This window comes from Christiangramia fulva (assembly GCF_003024155.1).
GTDB lineage: Bacteria > Bacteroidota > Bacteroidia > Flavobacteriales > Flavobacteriaceae > Christiangramia > Christiangramia fulva.
Map to the genome: position 1 here is coordinate 3,874,725 of NZ_CP028136.1, position 18,756 is coordinate 3,893,480.

16 protein-coding genes are annotated in these 18,756 nt (G+C 37.5%); 1 reads left to right on the forward strand and 15 read right to left on the reverse strand.

The window, feature by feature from the left end; translation table 11 throughout:
* Positions 1-15: 15 nt before the first annotated feature.
* Together C7S20_RS17335 and C7S20_RS17340 are read right to left on the reverse strand one after the other, a co-directional pair.
* Positions 16-2,118, reverse strand: coding sequence for a PAS domain S-box protein (locus C7S20_RS17335; protein ID WP_107013648.1), 2,103 nt, complete (start codon positions 2,116-2,118; stop codon positions 16-18).
* Positions 2,119-2,174: 56 nt separating this feature from the next.
* Complete coding sequence (locus C7S20_RS17340; protein ID WP_107013649.1) at positions 2,175-3,533, reverse strand: capsule assembly Wzi family protein; 1,359 nt, start codon at positions 3,531-3,533, stop codon at positions 2,175-2,177.
* Positions 3,534-3,609: 76 nt separating this feature from the next.
* On the opposite strand from C7S20_RS17340, the gene C7S20_RS17345 reads away from it, so the two are divergent.
* Positions 3,610-4,335, forward strand: a complete 726-nt coding sequence (locus C7S20_RS17345; RefSeq protein WP_107013650.1) for a tyrosine-protein phosphatase — start codon at positions 3,610-3,612, stop codon at positions 4,333-4,335.
* 1 nt (position 4,336) lies between these two features.
* On the opposite strand, the gene C7S20_RS17350 is transcribed toward C7S20_RS17345, so the two are convergent.
* The 13 genes from C7S20_RS17350 to C7S20_RS17410 are packed head-to-tail and all read right to left on the reverse strand — an operon-like array spanning position 4,337 to position 18,756.
* Entirely contained in the window at positions 4,337-6,745 is a 2,409-nt protein-coding gene (locus C7S20_RS17350) for a GumC family protein (protein ID WP_107013651.1), read from the reverse strand.
* An 8-nt stretch (positions 6,746-6,753) separates the two neighbouring features.
* Entirely contained in the window at positions 6,754-7,524 is a 771-nt protein-coding gene (locus C7S20_RS17355; RefSeq protein ID WP_107013652.1) for a polysaccharide biosynthesis/export family protein, read from the reverse strand.
* A gap of 12 nt (positions 7,525-7,536) precedes the next feature.
* On the reverse strand, positions 7,537-9,504 hold the full coding sequence (locus C7S20_RS17360; RefSeq protein ID WP_107013653.1) for a polysaccharide biosynthesis protein: 1,968 nt from the start codon (positions 9,502-9,504) through the stop codon (positions 7,537-7,539).
* A gap of 7 nt (positions 9,505-9,511) precedes the next feature.
* Positions 9,512-10,663 (reverse strand): DegT/DnrJ/EryC1/StrS family aminotransferase, encoded by a 1,152-nt coding sequence (locus C7S20_RS17365; protein WP_107013654.1) that lies wholly within the window; start codon positions 10,661-10,663, stop codon positions 9,512-9,514.
* Entirely contained in the window at positions 10,656-11,270 is a 615-nt protein-coding gene (locus C7S20_RS17370; RefSeq protein ID WP_107013655.1) for an acetyltransferase, read from the reverse strand. Before C7S20_RS17370 ends, C7S20_RS17365 begins: the two co-directional genes overlap by 8 nt.
* Positions 11,270-11,875, reverse strand: a complete 606-nt coding sequence (locus C7S20_RS17375) for a sugar transferase (RefSeq protein WP_107013656.1) — start codon at positions 11,873-11,875, stop codon at positions 11,270-11,272. Before C7S20_RS17375 ends, C7S20_RS17370 begins: the two co-directional genes overlap by 1 nt.
* A 41-nt stretch (positions 11,876-11,916) precedes the next feature.
* A complete protein-coding gene (locus tag C7S20_RS17380) occupies positions 11,917-13,080 on the reverse strand; it encodes a glycosyltransferase family 4 protein (RefSeq protein WP_107013657.1) in 1,164 nt (387 codons plus the stop codon).
* Entirely contained in the window at positions 13,080-14,255 is a 1,176-nt protein-coding gene (locus C7S20_RS17385; RefSeq protein WP_107013658.1) for a glycosyltransferase family 4 protein, read from the reverse strand. Before C7S20_RS17385 ends, C7S20_RS17380 begins: the two co-directional genes overlap by 1 nt.
* Before the next feature lies 1 nt (position 14,256).
* Entirely contained in the window at positions 14,257-14,991 is a 735-nt protein-coding gene (locus C7S20_RS17390; RefSeq protein ID WP_159039974.1) for a glycosyltransferase family 29 protein, read from the reverse strand.
* On the reverse strand, positions 14,984-15,607 hold the full coding sequence (locus tag C7S20_RS17395; RefSeq protein ID WP_107013660.1) for an HAD family hydrolase: 624 nt from the start codon (positions 15,605-15,607) through the stop codon (positions 14,984-14,986). Before C7S20_RS17395 ends, C7S20_RS17390 begins: the two co-directional genes overlap by 8 nt.
* Positions 15,588-16,268 carry an acylneuraminate cytidylyltransferase family protein gene (locus tag C7S20_RS17400; RefSeq protein ID WP_107013661.1) on the reverse strand — a complete coding sequence of 227 codons (681 nt, stop codon included), beginning with the start codon at positions 16,266-16,268 and terminating at the stop codon, positions 15,588-15,590. The genes C7S20_RS17395 and C7S20_RS17400 overlap by 20 nt, the downstream gene beginning before the upstream one ends.
* On the reverse strand, positions 16,268-17,794 hold the full coding sequence (locus tag C7S20_RS17405) for a beta/alpha barrel domain-containing protein (protein WP_107013662.1): 1,527 nt from the start codon (positions 17,792-17,794) through the stop codon (positions 16,268-16,270). The genes C7S20_RS17400 and C7S20_RS17405 overlap by 1 nt, the downstream gene beginning before the upstream one ends.
* A gap of 44 nt (positions 17,795-17,838) precedes the next feature.
* Positions 17,839-18,756 (reverse strand): glycosyltransferase, encoded by a 918-nt coding sequence (locus tag C7S20_RS17410; protein ID WP_107013663.1) that lies wholly within the window; start codon positions 18,754-18,756, stop codon positions 17,839-17,841.

An 18,756-nucleotide genomic window follows, 5' to 3' on the forward strand; every position in this document is an offset into this window, starting at 1 on the left:
AGATTTGGGGTTTTCTCAAAGCTCCTTTTCTGTCTTTACAGCGATTTTTCTTATTATTTTATCGAGCTCATATGATGAAGTTAAAATATTTTCCAATATTTCATCAACATTTTCTAAATCATTTTTATAATTTTTCAATAGATCGACTAAACCCATCACTTTAGCGAGTGGAGCTCTTACCACATGAGATTGCGTCCAGGCGATTTCCTTCAAGCGTTCATTATGTTCCTCAATGGCAATTAAATGCCGTTTTCTCTCAGTTATATCTTGCATCGAAGCAATGATCCGTTGAGGTTCTCCTTTGTCATTCAGGATTAGAAAACTTCGATCCTGTATATGCTTATAAGTTCCGTCAGCACATTTAAACCGATATTCAATCGTAAGTTTTTTCTTACGGTTTTGATGCATTTCATCAATAAGAGGGCGAATTTCTTTTAAATCATCAGGATGTATTTTTTCCTGCCACCAGCAACCGTTTTCTTGCACCTCATCGCGGGAATAACCGAACATTTCATAGATCGTATCACTAAATTTCATGGAATGGGTCCTGATATCATAATCGGTGATCAAATCACTTGTAGCCTTAGCCACTATATTATAGCGTTCCAGACTTTCCAGCAGTTTTTCTTTCTGCTCCATAAATGGGGTAATATCCCTCGAGTTCAGAACAAGGCCATGGATGGTAGGATCTTCATTTAAATTGGTCACAATAGTTTCAAGCCAGCGAAATTTTCCTTTTTTATCAATGATACGATATGGAGGTAATTGAATTCTTTTCTCCCTGTCCATCCTGGAAAGCAGATCTACCAGTTCAGGAAGATCTTCCGGAGTAATATGTTCTTTAAAACTGGTACCTATCATCTCTTCCGGCGCCATTCCAAAAACATTCAAAGAGGCAGGACTTATGAAAGAATATTTCAGATTCGTATCAAGAATAGAAATAACATCAGAACCTTCCTGAATAAGTGATTTGAAACGTTTCTCACTTTCCATTAACTTTCTTTCCGCTTCTACTTTAGCAGTTATATCTTTAACCAGGGAAACCCTTGCTAACATTCCGTTAAGGTTAATGGGATTGCTCTTGACCTCTACATAAATAAGACTGCCGTCTTTTTTAAGATGTCTGACCTCTAATTTAAAGTAGCTGTCCTGATTTTCCCTAACCACCTTCTGAATTTCATTTTCCTGATTTGGAGCCCAAAGGTCTTTTACCGACATTTTTAAAAATTCAGCTTCGGAATATCCATAGAGTTCGATCGCTGCTTTATTGACGCTTAAAAATTTTAATTCATCCCGGTCAACCACCCAAAGGGGTAAAGGATTGTAATCAAAAAGACTTCGATATTTTTCTTCAGAAAGCCTGATTTGTTCCTGTGCCTGTACACTCGAGGTAATGTCTTTCGCAATTCCATATACGCCCACAATCTTATCCTGATAAACAATAGGAAAATTGGTAACCGAAAGTATCTTACGCTGGTTTTTCAGATTAATAAAACCAGTTCTGTATTTAATGAATTCCCCCTGTTTAGCCTTCTCAAAATTTTTGAGCACCCTCTCCTGATCTTCAGGCGGAATAAGAGGAAGAAAATTCATGCTGAGGAGATTTTCTATGGAAGTTCCCGCGAGATCTGCTGAACTTGCATTAACATCCACAAAATTTCCTTCCAAATCGAAAGAATAAACAGCATCGGGATTATACTCGAACAGATTGCGATAGAGCTGCCTGTCGTATTCCAGGCTGCGAAAAAAACCATTCTGCCCTTCAAGAAAACCTAAAAAATTCGAAGAAGAATTCTTAACAGGAGTTATGGAAATAGAAATTTCTGGCTCCCCCTTTTCTTTTAAAAGTGGCGTGAACTGAAATTCATAAAGCTGATTATTAATTGGGAAACCATGTCTTTGAAAAGAACCACTTAGAGCAAGTTCTACCTTTTTTGCGATAATTTCTTTATCAGATTTTAAAAGATCAGAAAATTTAAGGTTTGGGCAGATCTTTATCTGAAAATGAAAATCGAAAAAATAACGCGCAGCCTCATTAAAAGCTGTAACAGAATGATCTGCATCCAGCTTTAAAACAGGCGTAACAAAAGCACCGGAATTATAATTCTCTGTACTCAAAGTAGGGTTAAAATAGATTTGGCGGTAGGAAAATACAAAAAAAATAACAACTGAACCTAAAAAAGATCCCTTGAGTATTTGAGTCCAACTCCAAAAACGGAGTTTTCATAAGACTTTATATCAGCCCCTAATTGGAGTTTCAGCTTATTTTCATTTTCCAGAAGAGAAAGTTCGAGAAGAGAAGAATAAATAACTCTTTTTTGAGGATAAAAAGAATCTTTAATTCCGTAATTCTGGCGGTAACTAAACAGAAAACGATACGGAATATTAGAGAAGGCTTCCCCTTTTATTCCAATATGGTGAACCATTATTATATTGGTCCCAATACGAAACCTATTATCATTTAAAAGAATAAAAGGAGTGCCGATCACCTGATTTTGATAGGTCCATCCCGAACGATAAAGATTATTATTGAAGTAATTGTCAGCACCATCACGCCGGGAACTCTGCCTGTCCCTGCTCTGATTTTTGGTATAATAAATCTCATACATAAATGCCCGAACCCAGGGCGTTCCCCAGAAAGTATCACGATTATCCTCAATATAAATTCCGTAACGGCCATCGGGAAAATTCCCCATTTTCATTCCCGACCCATCTTCGAAAATATGATTGTAAATGAATTCCACATCAAGATCGTTGATTTTGGTATTCACGTTAATGACATACGTGCCTAACTGATTTCCGAGCGCGTTTACTTCCTGGCCGCCTACCGCATCATCGCTCGCCCTCCCGGTTATTGCTTTGAGATAATCGCTAAATTCTGAAGGCAATTTCCCGAATTCATCAGATATTCCTCCCCATTGTACATAATGATCGGCCCCCAGTGCAATTTGGAAATTAGAAAGAGACCTATACACCAGGCGAAAACTTTTATGGTGAAGACGTGCCGATTCAATATACCGGTCGTCATCCATCAGATATTCTTCAAAAGCAAATTTAAATCCCAGGCCGTGATCGCCCAGAAAAAATACGGGATCGTGAATAAAAAATCGTATGCCGGGAATCGCGGCTGCATTTTGAGAATGAAGAATAGTTTCATTAGAAGCAGATAATCCCTGATACAGATCGGGATAATGCTTTTTCCCGACAACCACTCCAATGTTGCGACCTAAATACGAAAAATACGCCTGATCGAGCCCTATTTTGTCATCAAAGCCATCTTTAGCCAGAACACCTGCTCCTATTTCAAAGGAAGAAACATCAGATAGCGCTATATTTGCTTTCATTGTAAAAACCGATGATAAATGAGTTTTTTCATCAACTCTTCCCAGCGTATTTGTATGCAGCCAGAAAGGTGAAGTTTCTCCAGTATATAAGCTTCCATAACCTTCAAGTACACCTTTGAAATCTACAGTTTGGGCCAAAAGAGAAACTGAGGTAAGAAAAAGTAGAGAAAATGCTATAATGCTACGCATGCATGCCGGTTAGATCGCTGCAAATATTATTAATAAGAATTTAATTTATGTAATTTTGAACGGTAAAATAATCGAAATGTTTTCATTTTTTCAGAAAAAGAGGTATCTGGTTGATCTTTTAGGCGGATTTACAGATTTTCATAATCATATTTTGCCTGGTATCGATGACGGGGCAAAAGATGTGGAGGAATCTATAGAACTGATAGAAGAATTTTCGAAAATCGGAGTTGAAAATTTTGTTTGCACACCTCATGTAATGGGAGAATATTACCCTAACACTCCAGAAAGCATCAAAAAGGCACTGGATAATTTAAAATCCAATACTTCAGTAAAATTAAGTGCATCAGGAGAATATATGATGGATCAGCAATTTTCTGAAATTATAGAAAAAGGCGAAATACTCCCGATAGTCGAAACAAAAGTTCTTGTTGAAATGTCTTATTTTCAGGCTCCCATTAATCTTAATGAAATTCTTTTCAAACTTCAAAACCATTCCTACTCACCTATCCTGGCCCACCCGGAACGTTATGTTTATTTTCATTCCTCTTCCATGGAAAAATATAAAGACTTTAAAACCCGGGGTTGTGCTTTTCAGTTGAATATGCTCTCATTGATAGGGCATTACGGAACAAACATTCAACATAAAGCATTTAAGTTACTGGAAGCCGGAATGATCGATTTTATAAGCAGTGATGCCCACAGGCTTGAGCATATTGAAAAGATCAAAACCATCAGTATTAAAAAGAAACACCTCCCAATCCTGGAAGGTGTGATAGAGAATAGTAAAAATTTATTCCTTTAATTTATCCGAATAGTTTTTTCTTCAGGCGTTCCCAACGCGATTCTTTATCGACACCATAGCCGTAGCCATATCCGTAGGAATAACCATATTGGGCTCCATAAGAGAATTTGGAGTAATCAATATCATTTAAAATAACCGCAACGCCTTTGAGTTTACCCTGTTTTTTGAGGTCTTTTGGAAACTCCAGAAGATTTTTCTCTGTAAAATCAGCCCTGGTAACATATAAGGTATAATCGGCCAACTGACTAATTAACAAGGTATCGGTAACTATCATAGTGGGAGCCGTATCCACGATTATATAATCATATAAAGGCTTGACTTCACCAATAAGTTCTTCCATACGTTCGTTCATAAGGAGTTCTGCGGGATTGGGAGGAATCGGACCTGTAAGGATCACATCAACTGCAATTCCCTCATCATTGGTTTTAGAAATAATCTCTTCAGGTTTCACCCCATAATCATAAAGATAATCAGAAAAGCCTTTTTCCCGGGCACCTTTTGTTAAATGAGTATATCGGTGCAATTTCGGGTTTCGGATATCAGCTCCTATCAACAGAACTTTTTTGCCAGTGCTTGAAAGGGTACGGGACAAATTATAGGAAATAAAGGTTTTTCCTTCGCCTTTTACCGTTGAAGTGACAAAAATAATATCTGCAATATCCTTCTCTTTTTTCTGAATTAAATACGCGAGGTTTGTTCTTAATATTCTAAAGGATTCAGCCAGAGGGGAACGATCATTTATTTGGATAATATCGTTCTGTTCAGTGCCTATCCTGGGAACTTCTCCGATAAAAGGCACTGATTTTAATAAAGATTGAAGATCTCCTTTATGATGAACTTTGGTATCCAGCAGGTTTTTAACAAAAATCACAATGATAGGAATGATCAATCCAACTAAGATGCCCCCTATCAAAATCAATAGGGGTTGCGGAGTTACCGGCGCTCCATGAGTAAATGCCGGATCGACAATTTTAGCAACATCTGAAGTCACGGCAAAAGCGATAGCTGCTTCTTCCCTTCTTTGCAGAAGAAAAAGATAGAGCTGTTCTTTTATTTGCTGCTGACGTTCGATCCCTCTCATCCCCTTTTCCATTCCCGGAAACATACTAAATCGGGTTTGTGCCTTTTGTTCCCGATTTTGATATTCATCAAGGCGCAATTGAAGAGAGTTAATGGTTGAATTGACAGTCTCCATTAGATTAGCCCTTAAAGATTTCAATTGTTCATCCAAATCCTCGATAACCGGATTTTTTTTCGTAGAATTCTGAAGCAAAGCTTTCCTTTGAAGAAGCAACTGATTATAACTGGCGATCAAAGATTCAATATTTCCTTCACTTATTCCAAGATTTGCCGGTAAAAGCTCAAAAGGATCGGATTTCGCCAATAACTTTTTAACCGATTGAATAACGTTAAGCTGGGTTTCCAGATTTAGTATTTGTTCTTCCGCAGAACTTTTTTTACTAATAAATTCAGAAGCTCCTGAACCTACATCCATAAACTGGTTGGATCTTTTAAAATCGGCGATATCAGTTTCCACCGAATCTAATTCAGAATTAAGTATTTGAAGTCGATCCTGAATAAATTGTGTGGTTTTTAAAGCTACCTGCTGCTTATCTTTTACTCCATTTTTGTTAAACTGAATCATAAGCTGATCCAGAAAATCTTCCGCCCTCCTACTCTCAGTATCAACCAAAGAAAGCGCAAGGATATCCTGTGCTTTGCCCTTGGGACCTATTTCCAGGCGGGAAAGATAGGAACCGGCAACATCCTCAACGGGCCTGATACTTATAATTGTGGTGTTCGAACTTTTTAACTGGTCTTCATTATTAGGCCGTGGAAGAATGGTGAATTCCAATCCATTAAAATTAATAATCTCACCAAATTCATGTTCACGCTCGTAAAGTGTAGATTCTTCCTTAAGCTTAAACCTGTTTTTATTAATAGGTGTTACCAAAAATGTTTTGGATACTTTATTTACCACCGAATCGGGTGAAATAAAATTAATTATAACGGGACTTGTTTTATAAGCTTCTGTGGTAATTACCTTTCCTTCAATATAGTAGCTTATATTATGATTAAGTTCATCAACCACTTCCTTGATCAGACTTTTTGATCGCAAGGTGACGATCTGGTTTTCCAGGCTGTTATCTGCAAGTTTTATGATCGAAGCCGAAGAACCACTGGAAGGCAAAATACTTGAGGAGGCATTATCCTCAGATTTTGTGATCATCATACTTGCTTCTGAAAGATATTTCGGAATAGTATACCTGTTATAAAGATAGGCCAGAGCTCCTCCAACAATCATCCCAAGCAAAAGCCATTTCCAGTAAATTAAATATTTAAATAATTCTGCTTTTAGATCAAAATTAGATTCTTCCTGCTTTTCGGTATAGTCGAAAATTTCTTCCATTAATCTCTTTATCTGCTAAATAGAAATATTAATCCTGTAATAGAGCCTATAAGTGAAAAGATCCCGGTATAACTGGTAATAAATCCAGCTGATTTTATCTTTTTATAAGTAGGTTCCACATACACGATATCATTTTGTCTTAAGTAATAATAGGGATTGTTAAAAACATCAGAACTGGTAATATCAACCCGTCCCATAGATTTAACCCCATCAACTTCCCTAATGACCAGGATATTTTCTCTTTTTCCGCTATAGGAAATATCGCCAGCCTCTGCAATAAGTTGCGGAAGGGTCATCCTACCGTCATCTACCGATATCCTGCCCGGGCTTCCTACTTCTCCAAGGACAGTTATCTTAAAATTAACAATTCGTACACTTACCACGGCGTCAGTGACCATGCTGCGAATTTGTTCCTGCAGATCCTGCTCAAGTTCTGTACGGGTCTTTCCCGCTACTTTTACCTGGCCTAATACCGGAAATTGAATATAGCCTTTGGGATCGACAAGGTAGCCCGTTAGAGACAGATTTTGTCCACCGCCACCACCACTTTGTTGATTTCCCAAATTCATTTGAAAAGGCTTTACCACCTCTTCATTTCGTGAAGATACATTTATACGAAGAACGTCATTTTTTTCAATAACCGGTTCGTAATCCAGCAGGTTTTTCATTCCGTTAATATCTTCTGCTTTCTGAAAATAAACGACCTCGTCTCTGGTCGCGCAGCTAAATAGACTTACTAAAAGAATACTTGTAAGGAGCAGGCCAGATAACTTCTTCATAAAAATTCTGATTTATTTTTGTTGGAGTTGAACCGGATTATCTAAACGTTCATAAGACGAATTATTGCTTTTAAACTCAGGAATTAGATCTTTAAGCTTAGCCACCACTTTATCATTCCTGAATTTATACGCCGAATTAATAATTCGTTCCACTTTATTATTAATTAGATCATAATCTCGAACAACATCCTGGCCTATCATAATTTTCTTATGATGTGTAGGCAGGGTTTTACATTCATCATTCAGCAACTCTTCGTAAAGTTTTTCCCCCGGCCTTAAGCCTGTTATCCGCACTTTGATATTCTTATTTGGTTGGTAGCCTGCAAGTTTGATCATTTTAATGGCCAGATCCATTATTTTTACCGGTTCTCCCATATCAAAAACAAAGATCTCACCGCCTTTACCCATAGCACCCGCTTCCAGCACCAGTTGGCAAGCCTCGGGAATGGTCATAAAATACCTTATAATATCGGGATGAGTGATGGTGACAGGACCTCCATTCTCTATCTGCTTTTTGAATAAAGGCACGACAGATCCATTTGAGCCTAAAACATTCCCAAAGCGGGTAGTTATAAATTTTGTTGATTTTATTCCATTATTGGTGTTGTGATGATACAGTGATTGCACATACATTTCCGCAGCTCTCTTTGAAGCTCCCATCACATTGCTGGGATTCACGGCTTTATCGGTCGAAACCATCACAAAATGCCCTACAGAATATTTCACCGCCAAATCGGCAAGATTTTTAGTTCCATGGATATTCACAAAAATTGCTTCGTGCGGATTACTTTCCATGAGTGGAACGTGCTTATAAGCGGCTGCATGATAAACCACATCAATATTCTGATATTTGAACATTAGCTCAAGCCTGCGAATATTACTTACATCACACACAATCACTTTAAAATCCTGATCGGGGAACTTTGCCTCCACTTCAAGTTGCAGGTTATGCAAAGGAGTTTCAGCCTGATCAAGGATTATCAGTCGCTTTGGTTTATATTCGGCTACCTGCCTTACGATCTCACTACCTATAGATCCCGCGGCACCTGTAACCAATATTGTTTTCCCGGTAAGCTGAGCGATCTTGTTTTCGGGATCGAGCTTAATGGGCTCCCTCTCCAGGAGATCCTCTATTTCCAGGGTCTTGATTTTTTGAGCTATAGGCTGATTCTCTTCCCAAGAAGATACCAGCGGGGCATTATACACGGCAATATTATGCTCCAGACATTCATCAACCAGTTTGAATTTTTCTTCAGATGAAAAAGTATTTTCTGAAAATATAATAGCTTCAGCTCCCAAAGCTTTTACTTCTTTATGGATTTTTCCTTTATGCTGAAGAACAGGCTTATCTAAAATTCGCAGACTGCGGTGGGAATTCTGGGTTAAAAATCCTTCAATTTTAAAGCGTTTTGGATGTTCAATATCCAGTGCACCCGCAATAGAAATGGCATTTTCATCAACTCCCAGGATCACCGCGTGGATCAAGGATTCGTTTTTCTGAAAATATTTAAAATATTCATAAACCTGCTTTACTCCTAACCTGAAAAGAAACAATAATGAAAATGATATCCAAAGATTTATAAGGAGGCCTCCAATGAGAAATATTTTCTCACCCAGGAAAAACAAGCTTAGGTAATTAATAAAAAGAAGCGTAAGAAAAGTGCTGAAAGTTGCCAGTAACAACTTGATCGCATCAATATTAGAAGAATATCTTATAATCCCCGCATAAGTTTTAAAAACATAAAAGTAAAAAAGGTTGGTTCCTACAACTATAGCGGTTTTATCGAAATAGCTGAGGAGGCTATACTGCACCGGTGACAGATCCAACAAAATAAGGATGGTGACCATTACCGAAACAGTAACCAGTCCTAAATCGATCAAAAGAACAGCCCATCTGGGTAAATACTTGATATTTCTAATATCAAGAGCATTATCGGGGCCAGTAAGAATATTTTTTAGGGCCTTATTTAATTTACCCATAATAAATTTAATTTTTCAGGCAGCTTAAAATCGCATCCTTAATCCTATCCCGATCTTTAGGAGCGAGATTAGAACCACTTGGCAAACATAAGCCATTTTTGAACAAATCTTCGGCAACATCCGTACCATAGAACGGGCAATTCATAAAAACTGGTTGCAGATGCATGGGTTTCCAGAGTGGCCTACACTCAATGTTTTCAGCCTCCAGGTGCTTCCTTAAGGTTTCTCTGTCGATCCCTAATTTTTGCTTATCAATAAAGATAATGCTTAGCCAATGATTGCTGAAAAATTCCACATCAGGTTCGTCAAATACACTTATGCCGTCAATTCCGCGGAACAAATTTACGTAAAATTGAAACATTTCCCTTCTTTGCGAAACCCTTTTATCTATTACTTCCATTTGTCCGCGTCCAATTCCTGCAGATATATTACTAAGCCTGTAATTGTATCCAATTTCGCTGTGTTGATAATGTGGTGCCTCATCCCTGGCCTGTGTCGCTAAAAAAACTGCTTTTTTCTTATCTGAAAGGTTTCGGGTAATCAAAGCGCCCCCACCGGAGGTGGTAATAATCTTGTTACCGTTAAAAGATAATACCGCAAAGTCTCCAAAGCTGCCACATTTCCTGTTTTTATAGGTACTACCTAAAGCTTCCGCACTGTCTTCAATAACCGGAATTTCATATTCACTGGCAATTCTATGGATTTCATCTACCTGATAAGGCATCCCGTATAAATGCACCGCAATAATGGCTTTCGGCTTTTTTCCTTTGGCAATACGATCTTTTATTGCTTTTTCCAGCTGAACAGGGCAAAGATTTAGCGTTTTCTTTTCACTATCTATAAAAACAGGGGTAGCTCCCTGGTATACAATTGGATTAGCCGAGGCGGCAAAGGTCATGCTCTGACAAATAACCTCATCATCCCTTCTTACCCCGGCTAAAATTAAAGCGAGATGTAGAGCTGCCGTTCCGGAACTCAATGCTGCTACTTCAATACCCTGATTTTGCTCTCCATCGAGGTACTTTTGAATATCCTTTTCAAACTCATTAACGTTTGGACCTAAAGGCGCGATCCAATTTTCTTCAAAAGCCTTATTGATATATTTTAATTCGTTCCCGCCCATATGAGGGGAAGAAAGCCATATTTTATCTTTATTCATTTTCGCATTTATTATACTTGATGATCCTGCCCGGGTTTCCTACGACCACGGCAAAATCGGGCACATCATCAATTACCACAGCACCGGCTCCCACTGTTGCCCATTTCCCCACGGTGATCCCGGGAATAATAACAGCTCCGGCTCCAATATGTGCACCTTCACCTACCTTGACATTCCCTGTAAGAACCGTTCCAGGAGAAACATGCACGAAATCTTCTAAAACCACCTCATGTTCCACAATCGAGGATGTATTAATTATACAATGTTTTCCTATTACCGCAGCGGGGTTGATCACAGCTCCCGCCATCACCACAGAGCCTTCTCCCATTTTTAAATTTTCAGCAACTACGGCATCAGGATGAACAATGGGTTTCGCAAAATTTTCAATAGTTTTCTCCCTCACTATTTTATAGCGGGTATGATTATTGCCTATTCCGATAACAGCAGTATGCTTTTTCATAGCATCGGAAACTTTATGCAGGACTTCATAGTTTTCAATCTCCATTATATCAGGGTCTGCATCTACTATGTATTTTATAGATAAGTTCAGTTTGTGAATTATATCGATAATTACCCGGGCATGACCGCTTGCTCCAATTATTAGCATTAGTTATTTCCGTTAAAAGGTTCTGTAGTTGCCATATTCGCCGTATTAATTCCTTCTGAAAGGAAAACTTTTTGAATAGTTCTGAAAAAAATTTTCAAATCCAGTAAAAAGGATAAATGATCAACATACCACACATCATATTCAAATTTCCTGGTCCAGCTAATGGCATTTCTTCCATTCACTTGCGCCCAGCCTGTAATTCCCGGTTTTACCTCATGCCTCCTTTTCTGAAAAGGTGAATATATCTCTAAATATTCCGGCAATAAGGGCCGCGGCCCAATTAGGCTCATATCTCCTTTCAGCACATTCCACAGCTGAGGGATTTCATCAATGGAAGTTTTCCTTACTATCTTACCGATAAATGTTAAGCGTTCAGCATCAGGCAGAAGTTTTCCCTCCTTATCAGTTCTGTCATTCATAGTCCTGAACTTCACTATGTTGAAAATCTTTCCATTTTTTCCCGGCCTTTTCTGAAAAAAGAACGGCTTTCCATTATTGACAATAAAAAGTAAAATGATTACTACCAGTAATAACGGACTTAAAAGCAGCAATCCCACAAAGGCTATTACAAAATCTGATAAAGGTTTCACTACTTTTCTATACATTTTAGTTGTAGTCAGTCGGCCAACATAATCAGTGAACGAATTTAAAAATGTTTATGAAGGGCTTCTAATTCTTTATATTCTTTTAACAAAATTTCCCAGAAATCTTTTCGGTTATAATTTTCAATTATCTGTTTCCGGGTGTTTTTTCTCAGACTCTGATATTTTTCGGGCTCTGAAACCAATATTTTCATCTTCTCTTTCAAAACTTCCGGGTTTTTTACCGGAATGATAAATCCGTTTTCGCCCTCCTCAATTATTTCATTACAGCCATTTATATCGGTCACTATTGCCGGAAGATCCATGGCATTTGCCTGCATGACCACATTAGGAAAACCTTCCCGGTAACTGGGGAAAGCAAGAGCATTGGAAATTGCAAAATAAGGTCTTACATCTACCTGGTAACCCGTGGTGAAAATTTTAGCATGATCTTGAATAATTTTCAGCACCTCCTCATCTAAAGGATCCAGGTCCTGCTCCAACGGCCCCACTAAAAGTAGGGAAATATCTTCAATTTCGTTTTGTAGCCTTACAAAGCTCCGAACAAGTTCGTTTATTCCTTTTTCCTTCACCAGCCTGCCAACGAAAATAAAAACGAAATCTTCTGAAGGAATCTTTAGATTCTTCCTCAATTCTACTTTATCGGAATCTTTATATTTATCAGGATTAAAATATTCCGTGTCAATGCCATTGGAGCTTCCCTTGCCTAAAACTTTGAGTTTATTTTCAGAAGTATAACCAAGGTTTAAAATAATTTTTTTTAATTCTTTAGAATTAGGATAAACCCTGGTCGCACACTGGTAAGTGAGCTTTTCAACAAAATCGAGGAGCTTACGCTTATTCCCCTGTGCTTCCAGCAAAGGTAATCCGGCAACGGTATGCAGCCGTATTGGAACTCCAGCTATTTTAGCCGCCAGCATTCCTATAATTCCGGCTTTGGGAGTGTGGGTATGGACGATCAAAGGTTTTTCTTTTCTGAAGAAATTGTATAGTTTAGTGAGTGCTTTTAAATCTTTCCATGGAGTGATAGCACGGGTCATATCAACACAATAGGTTCTGACGCCATTATTCTCTCCATACCTCTTCAATCGTTCTTCTTCCGCGGAAACAGCCGTAACTTCATAATACTGATTCATAAAAGTAAGCTGACCTTCCAGAAGTTTTTCCAGAGATAAAGGAATGGTAGTTATTCGCACTAATTTTTCCATTAATCTTCCTCTAAAGACTTATTTAATTTCTGGTTTATTTCCTGAATAATTGTTTGAGAATAACAATCCCAGGTATATTTTTTGGCGATCCTTTCAATAGTTTGATGATTATTCCTCAAACCTTCCCTGAAATCCTTGTTTTCAATTAATCTCAACAGGTCTTCTTTTAAGAAGCGATTATCTTCTGAAGAAATAATCAAATCTTCATTATTTCGAAAAATTTTCTTTACTGAATCTATATCCGGTGCAATTACAGGTAACCCTGCGGCGAGATATTCAAAAATCTTCAGCGGATTCATGTAATGGTTGGCATAATGATGTACCGCTATATCAAAACAGTTGAGATGCTCATTCACCTGTTCATGCTTTATCCAACCTTTGAGAATAATTTTATTTTCTAAAGAATAATGTTTTATAAAATGATGAATTTTTGAATACGCCGGTCCATCGCCAATAATAACAAGAGCCGTATCAGGTAGTTCTTTTTCGATTTCTCTGAAGGCTTCGGTTAATCGAAGTAATTTTTTATGAAAATCAAGGGTTCCAATATAACCGATTATTATTTTATCTTCCGGATAACCAAGCTTTTCTCGAATTTCCTTTTTATCGGGCAGTGGAAAAAATTTACTGATATCAGTACCGTTATAAATCACTTTATCCCGGCTCTCGTCAAGATCACTTCCCATAATACGCTGACGGGAAAAGTCGGAAATAAAGAAATTCAGATCACTTTTTGTATAGGAATGCCTTTGTTTTTTTATAAATAAATTTCTGAAAGTTATATTCCTGTAAAATTCATCAAATGGAGAACCATTTATCTGCGCACAAATTAAAAGATCCGGAAAAAGCTTTCGCAGCTTGTCAATTTGAAGAAAATTTGAATCCATTTGTAAAATGAGCACATCGGGTTTTACCTCTCTTATCCTTTTAATCAGGCCAGAAAAATAAAATCTATTCCTTCTGAAAAAGGAAACTGCCTGAAAAAGACCGAACTTTTTTAAAAAGGACTTTATTCCATTATCTTTTCGCGGCTTTTTTATGGAATCCTTACCTGTTTCAGGAAACAAATATTTCTCAACCGATTTATCTTTATCAAGATGCCGAAAAAATTCAATAGATTGAATACTCCCGCCGTGACTGGCGTGATAAGAAGTAGTATAATAAAGAATCTTCATATTAAGTTTCAGGCTCGATAATTTTTTCTAAATAATCGTCCAAGATAATTTTTTTTGAGGGTGAAGTCCTAAGAAAATCTTTAAAAACCTGAAATTCTTTATCGGGTGAATGTAAGCCCTGCGCAGCGATATGATTTTCGTTATCTCTTTGATCTTCGAGATGATCGCGATAGCCTTTATAATACGCAGTTTTAAAAAAACTAAAGCCGGCGATAAAGACCTGTTCGGTTTGAGGAATAAGGGAAGAAGCAAGCGCATAAAAACCGATAGTTGGTAAATGAGAACCAAATCTCGAAGAGATATTTTCAGAAATTTCTTTATTTAACAAATAGGTGGGAATTCTTTGTTTTTTCCTTTTATAAAAATTCAATTGGGCTTTTCTTCCTAATGAATTATTATTAGGATTGATAATTTTTTGAATTCCAAATTTGGTATAAAGGTCCAAATCTATTTCCCCGCCTCCACTCTGCTCATTTTCAAAAAAACTATGGTATAAAATGTCGATCCGCTTCCCCATATATTTATCCAGGGAAGGCTCCCACGCATGCGGAGCTTTATTTACGCGAATAACAATATCAGAAGCTTCAATTATTTCCCTGTTTGATTTAATAAGGGCTGTGTCTGCCGCTCCTATGACCGCAATTTTCTTTTGACTGAATTCGGCTACGGGATCAAATTCGGCTACAGAAATATGGAAAAGGTATTTCCCGTACAGGTGTCGTATAACTTTATTCAAAGGATTCAATATAGTTAAGGTCTTTTTCTTTTAAGGCCGGGTTATTGAAGCCAAAAAACTGAACATTATTTTTTTCAGCTGCCTCATAGTCGTTTACCGAATCTCCAATGAGAACACTTTCAGAAGGCTCAATTTTCTTTTTTTCAAGTAGCTGCTTTACAAGTTGTGGCTTCGGCGTTGGGGAACCTTCTATTTCTTCAAAAAGATGGGCGATTTCCAGTTCTTTACATAAAAACCTCAGTTCTTCTCCATCGGAACCGGAAACAATCAGCATTCGATAATTATCTTTATTTTTTTGAATAAATTGAAGCGTTTCCGGTATCAGCACTTTTTTATCGACCAGTTTTTTTACCATGATATCTGAAAAACGTGAAGCCAGCTCCTCTACTCTCTCATCACTGACCTCTTCGTGACGGATCTCTTCAAAGAAATAACGAAATTTTACATACCGCGAGATCCCGCCGTTTTGATGATGGTATTTAACCAATTGTTGTACCTGGTCTTTTGGATAATCTTCCAGTACTTTTTCGAATCCATAGGTCCGCACCTTTTCCGAATCGATAATCACACCGTCAAAATCCCAGAATATTACATTTTTATCGATAAAATTTTTCATAAATCGCTTCGGCTAATTTAAAATCAAGATCGGTATCAATATCCCAGGAGTCCAATTTATTCATTTCATATAAAAAAGGATCTTTACCAATTCTGTTTCCATTTTCGTAAAACTTCCTACTGGCCAGGAAAATGGCACTATTCACCTGATAAATTTCTTCCAGATCCTGTGAACGCGGCCATACCTGATTTCCCTTGGCGTTGGCCAATCTTTTCTTCTTTCGGTCCCAAAAAAATTCTTTTTTACATTCTACCGACATCAATGAATCATGATTTTCAAGATTCCTGAATTTCTCAATGGCATCCCGATAATTTTCTGCCTGGCAGAATGGCGAGGTCACATGGCTCCATAAAATATGTTCGCATTGGGTAATTTGAGGAATATATTTAATAAGGTCGGTAAGCTTTGTTTCTGAAGAAGAAAGTTCTTCAGGACGTTGGACTATCTTTAAGGAACTTAACTTCTCCTTAAAACCTTCAGCAATCTCGATACATTGGGGATCATTGGTTGAAATTATTATCTCGGTAAAAGAAGTAATTTTAAGTAACTGGTTAAGTTTCAACTCAAGTAATCCGCCGGGGATATCAGAGAATTTTCTCGTGTTCTTTTCTTTTACACGTTCACTCCCTTTTCTTACAGGTATGAATAATGCGAGGCTCACTAAATTAAGGTATAAATTGATCTGGAATCTAATGAATATTCGGTTGGGGTTAAACTCCAGATTTTAAGTTCATCTTTAAAATCTTCAAAAATCCTTGAGTTTTCCTCGAAAAGTTCAAGTTCTTCCTTGGTCATAGTTCCTCCATAACCATCATAACCGGTAACAAAAAGCTCTTTTATAGAATGTTTCAGACAAAACTGTAATATCAAGGCAGTCATGGAGCGCTGGTACTTCTGGTCAAAATCTTTGCTTTTCAGTTTTATTGACTGCTTTTCAAGATTTTCCGGGATATATGTCAAAGTTGAAAAGAAATCGGGTGCTAAAATGGCAATTCTATTTGAAAAATCTTTGATTTCTTTTTGAGATTGCAAGCGTTTTCCTTCGTTTCCGGCTAAAAAGTGAAGTTGAAAATTAGAACTCTCTGAAAAGCAGGTAACATTTTTAGAACTGGCAAAAATGATAAGAATATTTTTCTCATTTTCGGCAAATTCGTTTATGGCTTCACAATGGGATTTCACTGAATCCCCACCACCTATTAGAATGGCTTTTTCAAATTTGGGAAATTTATAATTTTCTGAAACGGGCTCTTTTTTCGTCGAGATATCTTTTTTAAAGGAATTCAACGAAAAAAATCGCTTTTTCACTTGTGACATAACGGCATCTTGTGGAAGGGATCTGATACCCGAAACCATATAAGGCAAATTAGTGCCCCAGTGATATTTCCCCCGAAATTCTTCAAAAATATCGCTGATCGAATTCAGCACATCCAGATCCAGCTCGATAATCTGCTCTTTAAAAAGGACACTCAGTAAAAGTTCCGTTCTTAAATTCCCGGCACCTCTACCCATTCCTAGAACAGTGGAATCAATAATTCCTGCACCGGAATTGCGCGCAGCTAAAGAATTCGCCAGAGCAAGTTCCAGATTATTATGGCCATGAAATCCAATTAGGATAGTTAATTCAGATTTCAAATAGGCAAGACATTTTTGTACAGAATCGGGAAACATTCCTCCATAAGAATCCACCAGATAAAAGAAATCAAAACCTTCATTTATCTGCTGCAAAATTTCTTTTCCCGGATAATTATCCTGCCATTCACTTGCGTACATAAGATTTAGAGCCACCTCAAAACCTTCTTCCTTTATTCTTTTGCCAAGTTTTAAAGATCGTTCAAGATTTTCCGGTTTTACTGCGAGCCGAACCAAATCGATATAACCTTTTGCATTTTCCAGTAAGGAAGAACAATCATTTTCACTAACTTCCTTTTCATTGATCATTACCGCCAGTTTATGAATGGAGCGGTCGCAGCACTTTTCGAGCACTTTTTGCGGCAGGTAGTAAAAAGCTCCGTGGTAATCTTCTTTTTGAATTGAAAAATAACCTATTTCAATATAATCCAAAGGCAGTTGATTGGTCAATTCGAAATATGAAATTAGAAGATCCTCAGGAAAATCCCAGTTTGTATAGTATCCGCCATCCCGCAGCGTACAATCCAGAAGTAAAAGCCTGTCTTCTTTGAAATTCATGAAACGATCTTTATTAGCGGCAATTTAAAAGGATTTCCGTAAACTCAATCAACCTTAAGATTATTTTGATACTTTCCTGTTAAGAATTGTTTCAAAGCCCTGGTATAAATTTTTGAACTTTTAGATCCACTTTTTTTAAAATAACCCAAAGGTATTTTTATCAGAATTTTCAGGAAGGTAAAAGCAAAAGCTGAATAATACCTTTGCTGGTAGAATATATGTAAAAGATTTCGTGCAGAATAAAATTCACGATTCCTGTTAACTTCTTTCTTTTTAAGATTCGGACGATAGTCTTCGGCTGAATCGCCGTATTTATAACGAACCTGAAGCCAGGTCCTGGCATCCACGAAATTATGGAAACCGGCGTTTTTCGATTTTAAACTTAGATCAAGGTCTTCAAAGGCAAAAAAAAGATTGGGATCGGGAAGAATTTTTCTTCGAACTAATTCCGAATTCACAAATAAGGTATGTCCTCCCGGCACAACATCGGTCTCCAATATTTCTTTTCCTCTTAATTCAGCATTGGAATGAGATCTTATTCTTCCAGTGAGGCTATTAAAAGAAGCTCCGGTGCCGGCCATTAAACCGGGTTTTCGGCTTTCTTTTTCTAAGCGGTTTATGCACTCCAGCATTCTTTTAAAAACGCTATCATCCCGCGGCGGATTATTATCATCTCCCCAGTAGATCCATTCAAACCCTTCCTTAGCCAATTGCTCCAGCCCTATTTTCGAAGCTCCTGCTGGTCCTGAATTATATCCAACCTTATAATAGGAGATTTTAGGATTTGACAAGGATTCCACCAATTTTTCGGTAGTATCATTATCACTATTATCAACAATTAAAAGTTCTTCAGGAGGCAAGGACTGAGACAGTATTTTTTTTATAGTATCAGGAAGAACCTGAACCCGGTTATAGGTGATAACGAAAGCCGCAAATCTTATAGATACTCTTTTTTCAGTCAT

Bases quoted from the DNA above. Each gene is read 5' to 3' on its own strand.
- C7S20_RS17340 (WP_107013649.1), bottom strand. From the start codon at position 3,533: ATGCGTAGCATTATAGCATTTTCTCTACTTTTTCTTACCTCAGTTTCT.
- C7S20_RS17345 (WP_107013650.1), top strand. From the start codon at position 3,610: ATGTTTTCATTTTTTCAGAAAAAGAGGTATCTGGTTGATCTTTTAGGC.
- C7S20_RS17350 (WP_107013651.1), bottom strand. From the start codon at position 6,745: ATGGAAGAAATTTTCGACTATACCGAAAAGCAGGAAGAATCTAATTTT.
- C7S20_RS17355 (WP_107013652.1), bottom strand. From the start codon at position 7,524: ATGAAGAAGTTATCTGGCCTGCTCCTTACAAGTATTCTTTTAGTAAGT.
- C7S20_RS17360 (WP_107013653.1), bottom strand. From the start codon at position 9,504: ATGGGTAAATTAAATAAGGCCCTAAAAAATATTCTTACTGGCCCCGAT.
- C7S20_RS17365 (WP_107013654.1), bottom strand. From the start codon at position 10,663: ATGAATAAAGATAAAATATGGCTTTCTTCCCCTCATATGGGCGGGAAC.
- C7S20_RS17370 (WP_107013655.1), bottom strand. From the start codon at position 11,270: ATGCTAATAATTGGAGCAAGCGGTCATGCCCGGGTAATTATCGATATA.
- C7S20_RS17375 (WP_107013656.1), bottom strand. From the start codon at position 11,875: ATGTATAGAAAAGTAGTGAAACCTTTATCAGATTTTGTAATAGCCTTT.
- C7S20_RS17380 (WP_107013657.1), bottom strand. From the start codon at position 13,080: ATGGAAAAATTAGTGCGAATAACTACCATTCCTTTATCTCTGGAAAAA.
- C7S20_RS17385 (WP_107013658.1), bottom strand. From the start codon at position 14,255: ATGAAGATTCTTTATTATACTACTTCTTATCACGCCAGTCACGGCGGG.
- C7S20_RS17395 (WP_107013660.1), bottom strand. From the start codon at position 15,607: ATGAAAAATTTTATCGATAAAAATGTAATATTCTGGGATTTTGACGGT.
- C7S20_RS17405 (WP_107013662.1), bottom strand. From the start codon at position 17,794: ATGAATTTCAAAGAAGACAGGCTTTTACTTCTGGATTGTACGCTGCGG.
- C7S20_RS17410 (WP_107013663.1), bottom strand. From the start codon at position 18,756: ATGACTGAAAAAAGAGTATCTATAAGATTTGCGGCTTTCGTTATCACC.